Annotated in this window: 14 protein-coding genes and 1 rRNA gene; 8 read left to right on the top strand and 7 right to left on the bottom strand. The window is 60.5% G+C overall.

The features are described from left to right. From rrf to BSF40_RS14325, 4 genes are all read left to right on the top strand, one after another. Nucleotides 1–110: ribosomal RNA gene (rrf, locus tag BSF40_RS14340) — 5S ribosomal RNA — on the top strand; the annotation flags it as partial. 145 nt (nt 111–255) lie between these two features. Further along, nucleotides 256–915 carry a paraquat-inducible protein A gene (locus BSF40_RS14335; RefSeq protein WP_015096843.1) on the top strand — a complete coding sequence of 220 codons (660 nt, stop codon included), beginning with the start codon at nt 256–258 and terminating at the stop codon, nt 913–915. Continuing rightward, the gene (locus tag BSF40_RS14330; RefSeq protein ID WP_015096842.1) at nt 902–1,525 is read left to right on the top strand and encodes a paraquat-inducible protein A; all 624 of its coding nucleotides are present in this window, start codon (nt 902–904) and stop codon (nt 1,523–1,525) included. Before BSF40_RS14335 ends, BSF40_RS14330 begins: the two co-directional genes overlap by 14 nt. Next, complete coding sequence (locus BSF40_RS14325; protein ID WP_095965600.1) at nt 1,518–3,821, top strand: intermembrane transport protein PqiB; 2,304 nt, start codon at nt 1,518–1,520, stop codon at nt 3,819–3,821. Before BSF40_RS14330 ends, BSF40_RS14325 begins: the two co-directional genes overlap by 8 nt. 201 nt (nt 3,822–4,022) lie before the next feature. Here BSF40_RS14325 and mksF read toward each other — a convergent pair whose 3' ends face one another. Genes mksF through mksB form a run of 3 tightly spaced genes read right to left on the bottom strand, consistent with a single transcriptional unit; the run spans nt 4,023 to nt 8,831 of the window. Further along, nucleotides 4,023–6,863, bottom strand: a complete 2,841-nt coding sequence (gene mksF, locus BSF40_RS14320) for an Mks condensin complex protein MksF (protein ID WP_095965599.1) — start codon at nt 6,861–6,863, stop codon at nt 4,023–4,025. After that, complete coding sequence (mksE, locus tag BSF40_RS14315; protein WP_095965598.1) at nt 6,860–7,561, bottom strand: Mks condensin complex protein MksE; 702 nt, start codon at nt 7,559–7,561, stop codon at nt 6,860–6,862. Before mksE ends, mksF begins: the two co-directional genes overlap by 4 nt. Beyond that, complete coding sequence (gene mksB / locus BSF40_RS14310; RefSeq protein ID WP_172435713.1) at nt 7,551–8,831, bottom strand: Mks condensin complex protein MksB; 1,281 nt, start codon at nt 8,829–8,831, stop codon at nt 7,551–7,553. The genes mksE and mksB overlap by 11 nt, the downstream gene beginning before the upstream one ends. Before the next feature lie 220 nt (nt 8,832–9,051). On the opposite strand from mksB, the gene BSF40_RS14305 reads away from it, so the two are divergent. Further along, nucleotides 9,052–9,798 carry an energy transducer TonB gene (locus BSF40_RS14305; RefSeq protein WP_095965596.1) on the top strand — a complete coding sequence of 249 codons (747 nt, stop codon included), beginning with the start codon at nt 9,052–9,054 and terminating at the stop codon, nt 9,796–9,798. Further along, nucleotides 9,791–10,243 (top strand): ribosomal protein S18-alanine N-acetyltransferase, encoded by a 453-nt coding sequence (gene rimI, locus BSF40_RS14300; protein WP_007978046.1) that lies wholly within the window; start codon nt 9,791–9,793, stop codon nt 10,241–10,243. The genes BSF40_RS14305 and rimI overlap by 8 nt, the downstream gene beginning before the upstream one ends. A 100-nt stretch (nt 10,244–10,343) precedes the next feature. Here the strand turns inward: rimI and BSF40_RS14295 are convergent, their stop codons facing one another. Beyond that, nucleotides 10,344–10,748 carry a serine kinase/phosphatase gene (locus tag BSF40_RS14295; RefSeq protein ID WP_095965595.1) on the bottom strand — a complete coding sequence of 135 codons (405 nt, stop codon included), beginning with the start codon at nt 10,746–10,748 and terminating at the stop codon, nt 10,344–10,346. A 168-nt stretch (nt 10,749–10,916) separates the two neighbouring features. Here BSF40_RS14295 and can point away from each other — a divergent pair, with 168 nt between their 5' ends. Next, nucleotides 10,917–11,561, top strand: coding sequence for a carbonate dehydratase (gene can, locus BSF40_RS14290; protein ID WP_007978048.1), 645 nt, complete (start codon nt 10,917–10,919; stop codon nt 11,559–11,561). Nucleotides 11,562–11,567: 6 nt separating this feature from the next. Here can and BSF40_RS14285 read toward each other — a convergent pair whose 3' ends face one another. The 3 genes from BSF40_RS14285 to BSF40_RS14275 all read right to left on the bottom strand — a co-directional run bounded on the left by BSF40_RS14285 (nt 11,568) and on the right by BSF40_RS14275 (nt 14,923). After that, the gene (locus BSF40_RS14285; protein WP_095965594.1) at nt 11,568–12,092 is read right to left on the bottom strand and encodes an SET domain-containing protein-lysine N-methyltransferase; all 525 of its coding nucleotides are present in this window, start codon (nt 12,090–12,092) and stop codon (nt 11,568–11,570) included. A 145-nt stretch (nt 12,093–12,237) separates the two neighbouring features. Next, complete coding sequence (locus tag BSF40_RS14280; RefSeq protein ID WP_095965593.1) at nt 12,238–13,410, bottom strand: hypothetical protein; 1,173 nt, start codon at nt 13,408–13,410, stop codon at nt 12,238–12,240. Nucleotides 13,411–13,504: 94 nt separating this feature from the next. Beyond that, nucleotides 13,505–14,923 (bottom strand): short-chain fatty acid transporter, encoded by a 1,419-nt coding sequence (locus BSF40_RS14275; protein WP_095965592.1) that lies wholly within the window; start codon nt 14,921–14,923, stop codon nt 13,505–13,507. Between the two features lie 200 nt (nt 14,924–15,123). Here BSF40_RS14275 and BSF40_RS14270 point away from each other — a divergent pair, with 200 nt between their 5' ends. After that, nucleotides 15,124–16,437, top strand: a complete 1,314-nt coding sequence (locus tag BSF40_RS14270) for an MFS transporter (protein ID WP_095965591.1) — start codon at nt 15,124–15,126, stop codon at nt 16,435–16,437. Nucleotides 16,438–16,460: the final 23 nt, after the last annotated feature.

The raw sequence follows: 16,460 nt of genomic DNA, 5'->3' as shown, positions 1-16,460 counted from the left end.
GACCATAGAGCATTGGAACCACCTGATCCCATCCCGAACTCAGCAGTGAAACGATGCATCGCCGATGGTAGTGTGGGGTTTCCCCATGTGAGAGTAGGTCATCGTCAAGATTAAATTCCGAAACCCCAATTGCGAAAGCAGTTGGGGTTTTGTTTTTGGCGTAGAAAAAGCACGCTCAATCGAGCACAAATTGGCGCAGTTATTTTTGTCCCGGGACACTAGAATAGGTCCAACTTTTTTAGAGTCAGAGCGCTTATGCCGGATTCGGTTGACGCCAAAGAGCTGTCAGAATTACCACTTGAAAATCTGGTTGCCTGCCATGAGTGCGACTTGCTCATGCGTAAGCCAGAACTCGCCCATGGCGAAAAAGCCTTGTGCCCGCGCTGTGGCTACGAGCTTTATGCCAATCGGTACAACGTCGTACAGCGCAGTCTCGCCCTGGTCATAGCCGCCTTGTTGTTGTTTATTCCGGCGAACTTTTTACCCATCATGCAGCTCCATCTACTCGGGCAGTCTTCGCAAGACACTGTCTGGAGCGGCGTTGTCGCCCTTTTTGACACGGGCATGCAAAGCGTTTCAGTGATTGTATTCCTGTGCAGCATGGGGATCCCGCTGCTCAAGCTGCTGTGCCAACTGGCCGTATTGTTGAGTATCCGTTTTGATGTCGGGCGCAGCTACGGTTTGTTGCTCTATCGCATTTATCACCATATACGCGAATGGGGGATGCTCGAGGTTTACTTCATGGGCGTGCTGGTGGCGATCGTCAAACTGGCAGATATGGCAGCTATCACCGTAGGCCTCGGCCTGGCGTGCTTCATTGGTTTATTGCTGATTCAAGTCTGGCTGGAGGTCGTAATGTCGCCTCACCAGATCTGGCAAGCGTTATCAGGAGAGGATGCCCATGCGGGCGATTGATGCAGGCATTCTGATTTGCAAGGAATGTCATGAATTGAACAGGCAGGAAGCTGATACCGACGAGCAAGTCTGTACACGCTGCGGTGCGTTGGTGCATGCCCGCAGCCCGAATAGCCTGGTGCGCACCTGGGCATTGCTGATTACCGCCGCCATTCTTTACATACCGGCCAATTTGTTGCCGATCATGACCGTGAACTCCCTGGGCAAAGGAGCGCCCAGCACGATCATGGCGGGTGTGATCGAGTTGGTGCACTACGGCATGTTCCCCATTGCGGCCGTGGTGTTTATCGCCAGTATCGTGGTGCCCACTTTCAAGCTGGTGGGCATTGCTCTGCTGCTGTTTTCCGTGCAGCGCCATCAGCCCCTTTCGGCTCGCCAGCGTATCTGGATGTACCGTTTCATTGAATTCATCGGCCGCTGGTCGATGCTCGATATCTTTGTGATTGCCATCCTCGTGGCGGTCGTGAATTTTGGGCGGCTTGCCAGTATCGAAGCCAATCTTGGCGCCATCGCTTTCGCCTCGGTGGTGATTCTGACGATGCTTGCCGCAGTAACCTTTGATCCCCGACTGATTTGGGATAACACGGAGTCGGACGACGACCATGACTGATTTGCCTGTAGCGAAAACCCGACCGGCTTCGAACTGGTCTGCCATTTGGGTGTTGCCCCTGATCGCCTTGATCATCGGCGGCTGGCTCGGCTGGCGTGCCTATAACGAGACCGGTATCGAGATTCAGGTACGCTTTGAAAGTGGCGAAGGCATTCAGGCCAACAAGACCGAAGTTGTCTATAAAGGCATGTCGGTCGGCAAGGTAAAAAGCCTCAAGCTCGATGACGAAGGCAGTTCCAAAGGCGTGATCGCCAGTATCGAAATGAACAAGGACGTGGAGCAATACCTGCGCACCAGCACGCGTTTCTGGCTGGTCAAGCCGAGCGTCACGTTGGCAGGGATTACCGGTCTTGAGACGCTGGTTTCGGGCAACTACGTTGCGATCAGTCCGGGCGAGGGTGAACCGGTTCGCAAGTTCAAGGCCCTGGCCCAGGAACCGCCGCTTTCCGATGCCCAGCCCGGTCTGCACCTGACCATCAAGGCTGACCGCCTGGGCTCGCTGAACCGTGGCAGTCCGGTGTTTTACAAACAGATCAAAGTGGGGCAGATCAAAAGCTATGTGTTGTCCGAGGACCAGAGCACCGTCGAGCTCAAGGTCTTCATCGAGCCGACTTACGCCAAACTGGTGCGCAAACACACACGTTTCTGGAATGCCAGCGGGGTCAGCATCGACGCCAATCTGTCGGGGGTGAAGATTCGCAGTGAATCCCTGGCCAGCATTGTCGCCGGTGGTATTGCGTTCGCTACACCCGAAAACCGTAAGGACAGCCCGCCTACCGACCCAAGTCTGCCGTTCAGACTCTATGAAGACTTCGATGCAGCGGCGGCCGGTATCCGGATCAAGGTCAAGCTCAGCGACTTCGAAGGCTTGCAGGCCGGTCGTACACCGGTGATGTACAAAGGCATTCAGGTCGGCAATCTCAAGGCGCTGAAGGTCGATCCCGACCTGTCCGGGGCCACCGCCGAGTTGACGATGGACCCGTTGGCCGAAGATTACCTGGTCGACGGCACGCAGTTCTGGGTGGTCAAACCGTCGATTTCTCTCGCCGGGATTACCGGTCTCGAGGCGCTGGTCAAAGGTAACTACATCGCTGTGCGTCCTGGCGACAAGGGTGCCGCGCCGCAACGCGAATTCGTCGCGCGGCCCAAGGCGCCACCCCTGGATCTGCGTGCGCCGGGCCTGCACCTGGTGTTGTTCACCGAAAACCTTGGCTCGCTGGAAGTCGGCAGTCCGGTTCTCTACAAGCAGGTCAAGGTCGGTTCGGTACAGAGCTATCAGTTCTCGCGCAAAAAAAAGCAATTGATCATCGGCGTGCATATCGAGAAGGAATACGAGGATCTGGTCAACGCCTCGACACGCTTCTGGAATGCCAGCGGTATCACGCTCTCGGGTGGCCTGACCGGTGGCATTCAAGTCAAGAGTGAATCGCTGCAAAGCCTGATGGCCGGCGGTATTGCGTTTGAAACCCCGGAAGCCAAGGCACCGCTACAAAAGCGCATTCCACGTTTCCGCTTGTTCGCCAGCCATGACGACGCCACGCAAAAGGGCGAGGTGATTACCATCAAGGTCGATCGCGCCGATGGATTGCGTACGGGCACGCCGATTCGCTTCAAGGGCCTGGATGTCGGCAAGATCGAGGACGTTGACCTGAGTGACGACCTGCAATCGGTACTGCTGACCGCACGGATTACCGAAGTGCCGGAGCGCATCGCCCGGGTCGGCAGTCAGTACTGGGTGGTCAAGCCTGAACTGGGGCTGATCAAGACATCGAACCTTGAAACCCTGGTGACCGGGCAATACATCGAAGTGCTGCCAGCTGCCAAGAATCTGGGGCCGCAGAAAAGTTTCATGGCCCTGGCCAGCCCGCCTGAAGCTGTAAAACGTGAGGACGGTTTGAGTCTGGTGCTCAGCGCCGCTCGTCGCGGTTCGCTGAAGGCCGGTGTGCCGGTGACGTATCGCGAAATCACGGTGGGCAAGGTAACGGGTTATGAATTGGGGCAGACCGCCGATCGTGTCCTGATCCATATCCTGATCGAGCCGAAGTACGCGCCGCTGGTGCGTAGCGGCACACGGTTCTGGAACACCAGCGGTTTCGACTTCGATGTCGGACTGTTCAGAGGTGCAACGGTGCGAACTGAATCCCTGGAGACGATGATTCAGGGCGGTGTCGCTTTCGCCACACCGGACGGCGAGCGCATGGGCAGCCCGGCGCGACCGGAGCAGACCTTCGCGTTGTTCGACAAGTTCGAAGACGAATGGCTGACCTGGGCGCCGAAGATTTCGCTGGGTAAATAGTCTGAGGGTTATGTAGCGTCAGTGATGACGCTTTCGCGGGCAAGCCCGCTCCCACAGGGTTATCGGTTGGCCACAGACTCTGTGGGAGCGGGCTTGCCCGCGAAGAGGCCCTGAAGTTCACTGCAAAGCTAACTGACACACCTATGAAAAAGGCCGCGATCCATTGGACCGCGGCCTTTTTCATTGCCTTCGATTCAAGCCTCAGACCGCATCCAGCTCCGGTTCATCCGCTTGTTCGCTGACCGTCGCCTTCACCTGGTCGTGACGACGGATGTACTTCCAGTCTGCCTCGTCGATGTAGATGCCGGCCGGGCCGCTGCCGCCTTCCAGGTCGATGGCGACACTGGCGCAGACCTGCGGCTTCACGCTCGCCAGGATCGGCACGAAGCCCAGTTGCAAGCTGGTTTCCAGCAAGGCGGCCTGGTTCTTCTCATCGATGTCCGCGGCCTCATCGAGGTAGTACGGCAGGCGTACACGACCGGCCTGGTCACGGTCCATCAAGTGCAGCAACAAGTACATGTTGGTCAGCGCCTTGATGGTCATGGTCGTGCCGTTGGACGCGGCGCCGTCGATGTCGGTGTGGATCACCGGTTGGCCGTTGACCTTGGTGATCTCGAACGCCAGCTCGAACAAGTCCTTGAGGCCGAGCTGGTTGTGGTTCGCCGCCACCAGTCGCGCCAGGTATTCCTTGGCTTCTTCGTTCTTGTTGTCTTGCTCGGCACTTTGGCTGAGGTCGAAGACCGACAGGGTTTCGCCTTCCTCGTACTGACCGGCGCTGTGGATGATCTGGTCGATGTGCTTGAGCGCTTCCTTGTTTGGTGCGAGCACGATGCGGAAGCTTTGCAGGTTGGAGACCTGGCGTTTGTTGATTTCGCGGTTGAACAGCGCCAACTGGTGTTCGAGGCTGTCGTAGTCGCTGCGGATGTTGCGCAGGGTCCGGGCGATGTCCGTCACGGCGGCGCGGCGAGCCTTGCCCAGGGTCAGGGCTTCGTCGGTGCGGTGCGCATAGGCGTTGATCAACAGTTGCAGGCGACGCTCCATATCGTCTTCGCTGTCGAACTTGGCCACGCCCTTGAGGCGCACCTGAGCGTACAGCGCCTCGATCTGGCCGTCGGCCCGCAGCAGGCCTTGCCAGCTGTCCTGATAGTCGTTGAGCAGCGGCAGCAGGTTGTCCATGGAGTCGTCGATCGGGTCCATGAACGGCGTGCCGAATGGCAGGTCCGCCGGCAGCAACTGACGGCGGCGCAGGGCGTCGTCGAGGGTGCGTTGCTTGGCTTCCATGTCGCCGATCTGCCGGCCGACCAGTTGCAGCTTGGCCGACAGCTGCTGGACGCGCTCGGTAAAGGCGTCGCTGGAACGTTTCAATTCGTCCTGTGCGGCTTCCATCTGAGCCATCTGTTCCAGCTTGTCGCCTTCTTCGGCGCTCAGGGTTTGCGCGCGACGGAAATCTTCCAGGGCTTTCTGCGCATCCAGCACTTGCTGGTACAGCACTTCGGTCTGGGTCTTGCTCGCGGCACGGTCGGCAGCCACGGCCTGCTGGGTTTTCAGTTGCTTGAGTTCTTTTTCCAGGCGCTCTTTCTGGTCGCGCAGGGCCGCACGGTCAGCCAGGGCCTGCAAGGCCGGTGGTTCGATGTGCGAGATGTCGATGGACAGGCCCGGCACTTCGAAGCGTTCGCCTTTGAAGCCGTCGAGGATCAGCTCCACGGATTTCACCCAGTCGCCGTTTTCGTCGAGGGTGATGCCATGTTCGCCCAGCGGCAGGCTGAACAGCGCGCTGTTGAACAGGCGCATCAGGCGCTCGACGTCCTGCTGCGAGAACTCTTCGCGCAGACGGGCGTAGCTGTTGTTGTCGGCGTGATCGAGCTGCTGCTTGACCGACTTCAGGCGTTTTTCCAGGTCGCGCAGGCGCTCGTCGAGGTCTTCGGCGCTGAACTGACGAGACTGCGCCAAGGCGCCGGCCAGTTCATCGTGGGCGTCCTTGGCGGCCAGCAGTTGCTGCTCCAGCACCTTGACGTCATCGACCAGGGCAAAGCGATGCTTGAGCACCGACAATTCGCCGAGCCAGCGCTGGATACCGGTGATTTCCCGTTCCAGGCGCATCAGTTCCTGAGTGCCACCGCGCTGATCGTTTTGCAGGGCGTCCTGTTCGTTGCGGTAGTGCTCGGCCTGAATGGTCAGCTCTTCCTTGCGCGCACTGGCGTAGTCCGACCAGGTGCCCAGCAATGAATCGAGCAACGGCGAGATGCGGTGCAGTTTGCCGCGCAGGATGTCGCGTTGCTTCACGCCGTTGGCCAGCGCTTCGACCAGCGGACCGGCGGCGACCAGCGAGTTGTAGTCCTGCTCCATGCGTCGTACATCGCGGAAGGCTTCTTCGCACGCGGCAATGTAATCGACGCTGCCGGATCGCAGGCTGTGTTCGAAGGCATCGAGGAACAGCTGCTTGAGTTTGGCCGCGGTGATTTCGCGCATGTGCAGCAGGTTGATGAACAGTGCGCGGAAGGTCTTCAGGCTCTGCTCGCTGGTGGAGCGCAGCGGGATCAGCGTCAGGTCCAGCGGGATCGAGGTGTGGCCACCGACCAGCAAGCGGCGCAGTTCGTCCGGCTTGAGTTCGTAGGCTTTCAGGCCTTCGCGCTCAAGGTTGGTGAACAGCTCTTTCTGACGCAGGCAGGTGTCGTTTTTCTGGTAGTGGGCCAGGTCCAGCTTGCCCGCGTAGGCAAAGAACTGGTGACCGAAACCACCACCGGGGCCGCGACCGACCACACCGATCACGTGCGGACCGTGGGGCAGGTTGACTTCGACCAGGATGTAACTGGTGTCCGAGGCGAAGTAGAAGCGCCGGGATTGTTCCAGGCTGTACTTGCCGAAGCTCATGTCCGACATGCGCGCCAGGATCGGGAACTGCAAGGCGTTGATCGAGGCGGATTTACCGAGGTTGTTCGCGCCGTACACCGACAGCGGCTCTTCCAGCGGGAACAGGCCGAGGCTGTAGCCGGCGGTGTTCAAAAGGGCAAAGCGGCGGATGCCGTAACGTTCCTTGCTCATGCGTCGAGCTCCTGTTCTTCGGCAATGGCCCGGGCCAGGGCGTCTTCTTCGCTTTCACTTTCGAATTCGCTCAAGTCGAGCGGGTCGTCGGTCTGCAGCAGTTTTTCGTCGCTGTCTTCGTCGATCAGCACCGGCACCGGCAACGGCAGGACGCTGTGCAGGCTGGCGGCCAGATCGCGGTCCTGCTGCACCGACAGGCACACATCAAGGAAACGGTGCATCGGTGGCAGAAAACGGTAGACGCCGTTTTCTTCACTGGCGAAACCGAGCTGGGTCATGCGGCGCATGATCTTTTCTTCCAGCTCGTCCTGGGTTTGCACTTCGGCCTGGATGAACAGGTCGCGGTACTTTTCCAGCAGCGACGGCAGTTCATCGCGGCCGAGGCTGCCACCGTCGAGCACGGAGATCGGGTCGCGGCCCTGGTCGGCCAGGTGCTCGACGAGGATGAAGGTGAACAGCGCCAGGCGCTGGGCGGTCTTGTTCACCGCCGCTGCCGCGAGGTCCGGCACGAAGTAGTAGAAGCCGCGGGTGTCGCAGACCAGTTCAAAACCCAGTGCCTTGAACAGCGTGCGGTATTGGTCCTGAAAGTTCGACAGCTGTGCGTACAGCTCCGGATCGCGGCGGCTGACGTGGTAACCCTTGAACAGTTCGCGAAAGATCGGCGCCAGATGGGACAGTTCGGATAGATCAAGTTGCATGAGGAATGCTCGCAGAATTCTCGGCGGCGTCATCGCTGACCGAGAGCAGGGCGAAGGAGCGCAGGCTGACCTGGTGCTCGTGAGTATGGTATTCGCGACGTTCCAGACGCTCGCGCTTGAAGCGTTTTTCCCGCGACAGGCGCGAGAACCAGTACAGCAATTCGTCGGTGGCGCCGTCCGGTTCCTGCTCCAGCAGCCAGGTCATCAGGTCCGGCATTGGCAGGGCGTCTTCGCAGCGTTCGAGCATTTCCCGAACCGTGCGAGGCGCGCGTGGTGCATCGCCGCCCTTGTGGGTCTTGTGCGCCTTGGGGAAACGCGCCGGTTTCGGTTCGAAACGCGCCAGCGCGTAGACGTAGGCTTCAACCTGACTGGCGCTGCCGAGGAAAGTGCTTTGCGGCCGTGTGAACAGCGGCATCGCCGCTTGTGGTACGGCGTCGATGCCCTTGCGCCGGATGGCGGCCAGGGCCAGCGCTGCGCCACGGGTCACGGCATTGTGCCGGCGGGCCTCTTCACGCAATGGCAAGAGCAGCTCGCGGGCATGACGCAGGGTCAGCTGGGCGCTGGTCTGCATTTCGAGGATGCGCGCGTGGGTGCGCAGCAGCATGTCGTCGTCGACCAGGTGGCCGAGGCGCTGCTGTTCGCTGAGCATCTTCAGCAGCACGGTTTCGACCTTGCGCACGCCTTGTTCGAAGGCACCGTCGGCGTTCACCAGATCAATCATCGGCTCGACGTATTCGTCCCAGGTCGCCAGTACTTCCGCGTAACGCTGGCGCAACGGAATCTGCCGGTCGCTGGTTTTCGCCCGTTCGGCGACGGCCACCAGTGCCTGTTCGTCGTTATCGAGTTTTTTCAGCACGTCACGCACGCGCATGTCGAGCAGGCGCAACTGGCGGGCCAGGTCATTACCGTCGCGGATGTCGAACGCGTCCTGGATGTAGCCGGCCAGACGCTCAAGGTGGCGCAGATAGGCTTCGATCTCCAGGCACAGGCCCAGGCGGTGTTCACGGCGCAGATAGGCGAGGAAGTCGTGAATCTGCGCATTGAGCTCGAAACGGTTCGGGCTTTTGGCCACGGGAACCAGGATGTCGAGGCGAATCCACACGTCGAGCAGACTGGTAATGTCCTGCGGCGTGCTGTCGAGTTGCTGGGCGGCCAGTTGCGTGCGCAGTTCGTTGAGGCTCAGTGTGCCTTGGTCGAAGTGCTCGCACAGTGGCTCCAGAAGTGCCCAGTGTTCAGCGAGGGCGCGCAAGACGCGCTTGGGTTCGATCATCGGAATGGCCGGCTGGTTGGCGATTAAAAGCAGCGATTGTACTGCATCGGCGGCAATGCGATTCACTCTCGGGACGGGCTGTTGTTTTTTCTGTCCGTGAAGTCTATCGATCAACAGCGCGCGATCTTGTGCGAACGGCGGTAGAATCAGCGCACTTTAGTTATCCACAAGTGGCCGACCTTTGCTTATCGAGTCCCGTCGTCGCGCTTATTTGAACGCCATGCAGGTGGTCAACTGGCTGCCGCGCACCGAATTGCCCTTTGCTGCGCCGTCACGGCCCGAGCTGCTGGAGATACCCGAGCCGGCCGAGGCCGCGCCTGTCGTGCCGGCTGTCGTGGCTGAGACGCCCGTGGCGCCTGTGGTCAAACCGGCCGAGCGGGTGAAGATCGAGGTGCCGCGACCATCGCTGGCGAGCACCCGCACCGGTGCCAAACCGGTGGAAGAGGCCGAAGAGGCACCCGTCGTGGTCAAGGCGCCGGTCGTGCCGCCGCCGCGTTTCGCCCTGCAGTTGCTGCGGGCCGGGCGTTGCCTGCTGCTGGTGGAGTTACCCACAGGCGAATCCTTCCAGACCCGCGACCCTGCTTACCTGCTGCTCAAGGACATGCTGCGCGCCGCCGGTCTGCCGGACAGCCCGCAGATCGTTGGCGAGCCGGTGCGCTGGCCGCTGCTGGTGCGTGGCACGATGGATCAGGGCCCCGAAGCGGCCCGCGACTTCGTACAGGGTTTTCTCTCGGTGCGCATGGAAGAAACGCCATGCGCCTGCCTGTGGCTGATCGGCCTGCCCGCCGTGCGTTTTGCCGGCGAGGCGGATGCCGAAGCGTTCAATCGCGAGTTGCAGATCGAAGGCCTGGGCTCGGCCTGGGCGGTACCGGGCCTGGAATTATTAATGGAAGAGCCACAGCGTAAGGCTGATGTCTGGCAAGCCATGCGTCGGCTGATGGCGCGTTGGAAAGAATCGAATGAGTGACGCTGTATCGTTTCGCCCGATGACCGAGGCGGATCTGGAAACCGTGCTGAAAATCGAGTACGCGGCCTATAGCCATCCCTGGACCCGCGGGATTTTCCTCGACGGCCTGGGCAAGTACCAGATCTGGCTGATGTTCGAAGGTCAGCAACAGGTGGGCCACGGTGTGGTGCAGATCATCCTCGACGAGGCGCACCTGCTTAACATTACGGTCAAGCCGGAAAACCAGGGCCGCGGCCTGGGGCTGACATTGCTGGAGCATTTGATGTCGATTGCCTACAAGGCCGACGCCCGGGAGTGTTTCCTGGAAGTGCGCGACAGCAATACTGCGGCGTTCAAACTGTACGAACGTTATGGTTTCAACGAAATCGGCCGACGCCGGGATTACTACCCGGCGGTGGGCGGTCGCGAAGATGCGGTGGTCATGGCCTGCACATTGGTCGATTGAGCTTAAAAGCTTCGCGAGCAAGCCCGCTCCCACATTTGGAATGCATTCCCCCCGTGGGAGCGGGCTTGCTCGCGAAGGCGGCTGAACAGGCACTAAAAAACTATCGCTTGCCGTCCATCGGATCGCGCTGCGCCAGTTCCGCCTCGTCCAGGCCATTGCCACCGCCAATATCCTCCTCATCGACGATGCTCAGGTCCCAATCCGCGCGTTTATCATTGCCCGCCTCATGAGCATCCCGGGCGCCGTCTTCACGGATCAGGGTTTCCGGGCTCATGTCGTCGTCGGTAGGTTGATGGTCGCCGGTCGAGGCACCCGTCAGGCCTGCTTCACGTCCGCGGCGGCGTGGCATCAGTTGTTCGCGCTCGTTTTCCGGCAGTTCGTCACCGATCCTGGCGCTGGGTTCTTCGGCGTCGAAATCCAGCTCACGCACCGAGCCCATGCGGTCTTCGTTGTCGTCGACGGGTTCCGGTTGCACCGCATCGTACGGACGTCGTGAATCATTCATGGCAATTCCTCATACTGTAGGCCTTACTACGGTTGACCCACGTGGCTACCGAGAATTCCACCGGCATGGAGCCCCGTGTACCGGATCAGGAGAGCATCCGCATTTCGCGCGTGACCTCGACGGACGGTTGTCAGTCAAAGCTGCGCATCATTCTTGAGGCTTCAGAGCATGAACGAATTACAAGATCTGATTGATAACAACGAGCGTTGGGCCGCTGCGATCAAGGAGGAGGATCCTGACTTCTTCGCCAAGCTGGCCCGCCAACAGACCCCTGAGTTCCTGTGGATCGGTTGTTCCGATGCCCGGGTGCCGGCCAACGAGATCGTCGGCATGCTGCCGGGCGATCTGTTCGTACACCGTAATGTGGCCAACGTCGTGCTGCACACCGACCTCAACTGCCTGTCGGTGATTCAGTACGCGGTCGACGTACTCAAGGTCAAGCACATCCTCGTCACCGGCCACTATGGCTGCGGCGGCGTGCGCGCCTCGATGCAGGATCGCCAGTTCGGCCTGATCGACGGCTGGCTGCGCTCGATTCGCGACCTGTATTACGAAAAGCGCGAAGAACTCGCCAAACTGGCCACCGAAGAAGAGCGGGTCGACCGTCTCTGCGAACTCAACGTGATCCAGCAAGTGGCCAACGTCGGGCACACCAGCATTGTGCAAAACGCCTGGCACCGTGGGCAGAGCCTGTCGATCCATGGCTGCATCTACGGTATCAAGGACGGTCGCTGGAAGAGCCTGAACGCTACCATCAGCGGCTTCGAGCAGTTGCCGCCGCAGTACCGCCTGCGTCCGTTCGAACCCCTGTAAAGCCCTTCAGCGCGGACTTTGCCGACGCCACTGTTGCAAAAACAGCTGGCCGTCGGCGTTCGGCGCTTCATCGAAGCCGGTGATCCAGCCCCGGCAGTTGTACGAACCGCAGCGGCAGGCGAACTGGCGCAGCAGTTGGTCTTCCGTGGCGGCGTAATCCATCGACAGCCAGTCACCTTTCTGAATGTCTTTGAGCGCCCATAACCACAGCTCACTCATGTCGAGAAATACGTTCGGGTCGCAAGAGTGGCGCAGCAGCCCACAGAAATGCGGGTCATGGACATGAATATCCCGGGCCAGTTGTCGGGTATGCCGGCCACGACAGGGCAGCAAATGCCCCGATACCCGGCAGATCCGGCTTATGCGGGGAAACTCGCGCAACGCTACCGCGGCCATGGGCGCGCCCTGATCGTTCGAGAGAATCTCGAAATCGGCCAGGGATGGATATCCGAGGTGCGGGGGTAACTCCACAAAAGGGTAAATACCCTGCGGCGGTGGTGCGAGAGACTTGCGCAGTGCATCGGCTTTCATAACGATCCCTGTCGGCTGGGTGCTGCGACTTCCATTGGCTGACGATCCAGTCAGCGCTGCAGCACATGGGGTACGGCCCAAGCCTCTCGCAGATATCGCGGGCGGTCTACTGTCAAAACTGACAGATGGACTGCCGATAGTCGGTTTACAGCGGTGGCGCGGGCTGGGCGGTGGCCGGTGCGGGTGCCTTGAGCTGTTTGAGTTGCAACTGGATCGCTGCTGTCGAGCATTTGGCCGCCGCTTGTCCCGGCGTCAGGTTGCGAATCGAGGTGTAGAACAGCGCACAGGTTTTTTCCTTCTCGGCCACTTGCCAGGTTTGTGTGCAGGTTTTCAGCTCGATATCGGCATTGCTGTCCGGTTGGCGGCCCATGACGGCCTGCCAGCAGGCGGCACTCAAATCCTGGCCCATGACTTTCAGCCCCGCCGTATCGGCCTTGGCCTTGGCATCGTTGCCGGAATAGCTTGCCGGATCGGCCGCATACCAGATGTAGCTGGGGTGGTTGGAGCCCAGCACCCGCACTTTCACCCCGTCACTCGGGCTGATCGTCGCCAGCCCCAGCACATTCACGGTCGCCCCGTATTGTTGCTTGATCCAGTTACGCACCGGTGAGCCGAAGGCGACCATTGGCAATGTTTCACCGCTGGCGTGCAGGCTGACGTTTCTGACCATGGTGGTCTGGTAGTCGTTGAAGTAGCTGTAGACGCCCTCCAGGTCCTTGCCGGCGTTGGAGGGGGCGGCTATAGGGGCGATGTCGATGATGGTCTGAAAGGCTGGCGTCTGCTCGGCCGGGATGCCATTGACGGTGAGCAGCGAGGCCCAGCGATCCGTGGTGGCGGACTTTAGGTAATCCTGGGCCTGGGTCAACGAATAGTCGGGCGGGAAGTGCAGCAACTCGACACTTCTGCGGTTCTCCAGGGCCATGCCCAGCGGCAGGAACAGGTACCAGCTATACGCCCACTTGCCGTCGGCATTCAGCTTGCTGGCGCCGTTATAGGCCAGGTCACCGGCATCGAGCAGCGCTGCCAAAGGTTTTTCATAGCTATTGGGCACGCCGATGATTTGCGCGTAGAGCTGACCATTGTCGTTTTTGACCAGAACCTTCGCGTCGCCATAGCCATCGCGCTGCACGCTCTGGGTCAGGTAATGCTCGACGGTTTGCTCGAGCGTCCAGTTGCGAAAGCAGATCACGTTGCAATTGTTGGGGTAGGCGAAGAGGCGGGTAACGCGTTCGGTAGTGCCCAGCTTCAAATTGACATCGGCATGGGCGGTGGTGCTCAGGGTGAGGGCTGCGAGGGTGAGTGCCGCAAGTTTGAACATGCTCAGATCCTTTTCAGCGTATTAGACCAGCAGATACAGAAACCGACGGGCGGAACAACAAGGGGCCGATCAATACCGGCCCCTTTCCTTTAGGTTACGGCATGACTGGCGGCAAATACGCCAGCGTCGTCCCCAGTGCCCATAACAACACTAGCACCAGTGGCGTGTGTACCAGTAACTGCACGAACGAGAAACCGATCAGGTCCCGCGCCTTTAGCCCCAGCACGCCCAGCAATGGCAGCATGTAGAAGGGGTTGATCAGGTTCGGCAAGGCTTCGGCGGCGTTGTAGATCTGTACCGCCCAACCCAGGTGATAGTTCAGGTCATTGGCCACCTGCATCACGTACGGCGCTTCGATGATCCACTTGCCGCCACCGGACGGAATGAAGAAGCCGAGGATCGCCGAATACACGCCCATCAGCACGGCATAGGTGTCGTGGGAGGCAATGCTGACGAAGAAGGTCGAGATGTGATGCGCCAGGGTCTGCGCATCGGCGCCCTTGACCGTGGTCATCAGTGCAGCGATCGAGCCATACAGCGGGAACTGGATCAACACCCCGGTGGTGGTCGGCACCGCACGGGACACGGCATCCAGAAAGCTGCGAGGGCGCCAGTGCAGCAGGGCACCGAGCATGATGAACAGGAAGTTGTAGGTGTTCAGCCCGGAAATCGCACTGATGGCCGGTTTGGTCGAAAACTCATGGAACAACCATCCGGCAGCCAGCAGCACCAGCAGAATCGTCAGCAGCGGGCTGTGCTCCAGCCATTCGCCGGGGCGGGTGCGTGGTTGCAGCGGCGGCAGGTTGAAACTCGGGTCGACGCCACAGGCCTTGGCGTCACGCGCCGAATTCGGGCCGGGGGCGGTGGCGTAGGCGATGATCAGCGAAATCACGATCAGGGCCAGCAACATCACGCCGGACTGCCAGAGAAAGATCGTCTGGGTGAATGGAATCACCCCGGTGATCGACAGAATCGAGGGCGGCAGGCTACCCGGGTTGGCCTGCAATTGAGCGGCCGATGACGACAGGCCCAGGGCCCACACGGCACCGAGCCCCAGGTAGGCGGCGGCACCGGCGGCACGGTAATCCATTTTCAGATCGGTACGGCGGGCGAGGGCGCGCACCAGCAATCCGCCGAACACCAGGGACAAGCCCCAGTTCAGCAACGAGGCGACCATCGAGATCAGCGCGACCCAGGCCACGGCAGAGCGGCCGTTTTTCGGGATTTTCGCCAGGCGGTCAATCAGTTTCACCGCCGGTGGTGAACTGGCGACCACATAACCGCCGATCACCACGAAGGCCATCTGCATGGTGAAGGGGATCAGGCTCCAGAAGCCATCACCGAAGGCCATGGCGGCGTCGGTGGGCTTGGCGCCCATGGCCATGGTGGCCACCGCCACGATAATCACCGCCAGGGCAGCAAACACCCAGGAGTCGGGGAACCAGCGTTCGGCAAAACTTGAGCAGCGCAGGGCAAAGCGGGCGGAGCGGCTATCTTCGATATCAGCGGCCACGGGGGTACCTCGAATTTTTATGTTTGTAGTGGTCTTCGGGGCGGTAACCGCCCGTCTGGACAGACGCCAACATTAATTCAAGCCGTGGATTTTTGCGGGGCTGATTTGTGGCTATGGGACTTTGGTCTAACGGGTTGTCCGCCAGCGCGTTTGCGTAGACCATGGGCGCCTTGGTTTTTGCCTGTGCCAGAGTTCTTTACATGACTGCCAACACCGATTCGCGCCCGGCGCCGTTCAGCCGCTCGGACTACAAGACCCTGGGGCTTGCCGCCCTCGGCGGGGCGCTGGAAATCTACGACTTCATCATTTTCGTGTTTTTCGCCCTGACCCTCAGTCAGTTGTTCTTCCCGCCGGAAATGCCCGAGTGGCTGCGCCTGCTGCAAAGCTTCGGGATTTTCGTCACCGGTTACCTGGCGCGACCGTTGGGCGGCATCCTGATGGCGCACTTCGCCGATCGCCTGGGGCGCAAGAAAGTCTTCAGCCTGAGCATCCTGATGATGGCGTTGCCCTGCCTGCTGATCGGGATCATGCCGACCTACGCGCAAATCGGTTATTTCGCACCCTTGTTGCTACTGGTCCTGCGTGTTCTCCAGGGCGCGGCGGTGGGCGGCGAAGTGCCGAGTGCCTGGGTTTTCGTCGCCGAGCATGCGCCGATCGGTCACCGGGGCTATGCCCTGGGTTTCCTGCAGGCGGGGCTGACTTTCGGCTATCTGATCGGTGCGTTGACCGCGACCTTCCTGGCGCAGGCCTTCACTCCGGCGGAAATTCTCGATTACGCCTGGCGGTATCCCTTCCTGCTCGGCGGCGTGTTTGGAGTGATCGGCGTCTGGCTGCGTCGCTGGCTCAGCGAAACCCCGGTGTTCATGGCCATGCAGGCGCAGCGCGAGGCGGCTGGCGAACTGCCGCTACGCACGGTCCTGCGTGAGCATCGGCTGGCCATTTTGCCGGCGATGATTCTCACCTGTGTGCTGACCTCGGCCGTGGTGGTTTTCGTGGTCATTACCCCGACCATGATGCAGAAAACCTTTGGCATGACCGCCAGCCATACCTTCGCCTTGAGCGCACTGGGCATCGTGTTCCTGAACATCGGCTGCGTGCTCGCCGGGCTGCTGGTCGACCGCATCGGCGCCTGGCGCACGGTGATGCTCTATAGCTTGCTGCTGCCGCTGGGCATCGGTGTGCTTTACAGCTGTCTGATCATGGGCGGCGACTGGATCGGCCTGGCTTACGCCGTGGCAGGGCTGGCCTGCGGGGTGGTCGGCGCGGTGCCATCGGTGATGGTCAGCCTGTTCCCGGCGCGAATTCGCGTCTCGGGCATCTCGTTCACCTACAACATTGCCTACGCCGCGTGGGCGAGCATTACACCGCTGTTGTTGATCGGCCTGATGCCGTGGAGCCCGTGGATCTGCGTGATGTTCAGTGCGGTGATGGGCGCGGTGGGCGTGGGCAGTGCGGCGTACTTCGGTGTGCGGATGCCGAGAATCGCAGGCTGTTCTGCCGCTGGCGCGCATTGATCGGACCCGTTGTAACTATTTTT

This window comes from Pseudomonas sp. ACN5 (assembly GCF_002303975.1).
In the GTDB taxonomy this organism is placed as follows: domain Bacteria; phylum Pseudomonadota; class Gammaproteobacteria; order Pseudomonadales; family Pseudomonadaceae; genus Aquipseudomonas; species Aquipseudomonas laurylsulfatiphila.
This window is presented reverse-complemented; position numbering and strand designations above follow the sequence as displayed.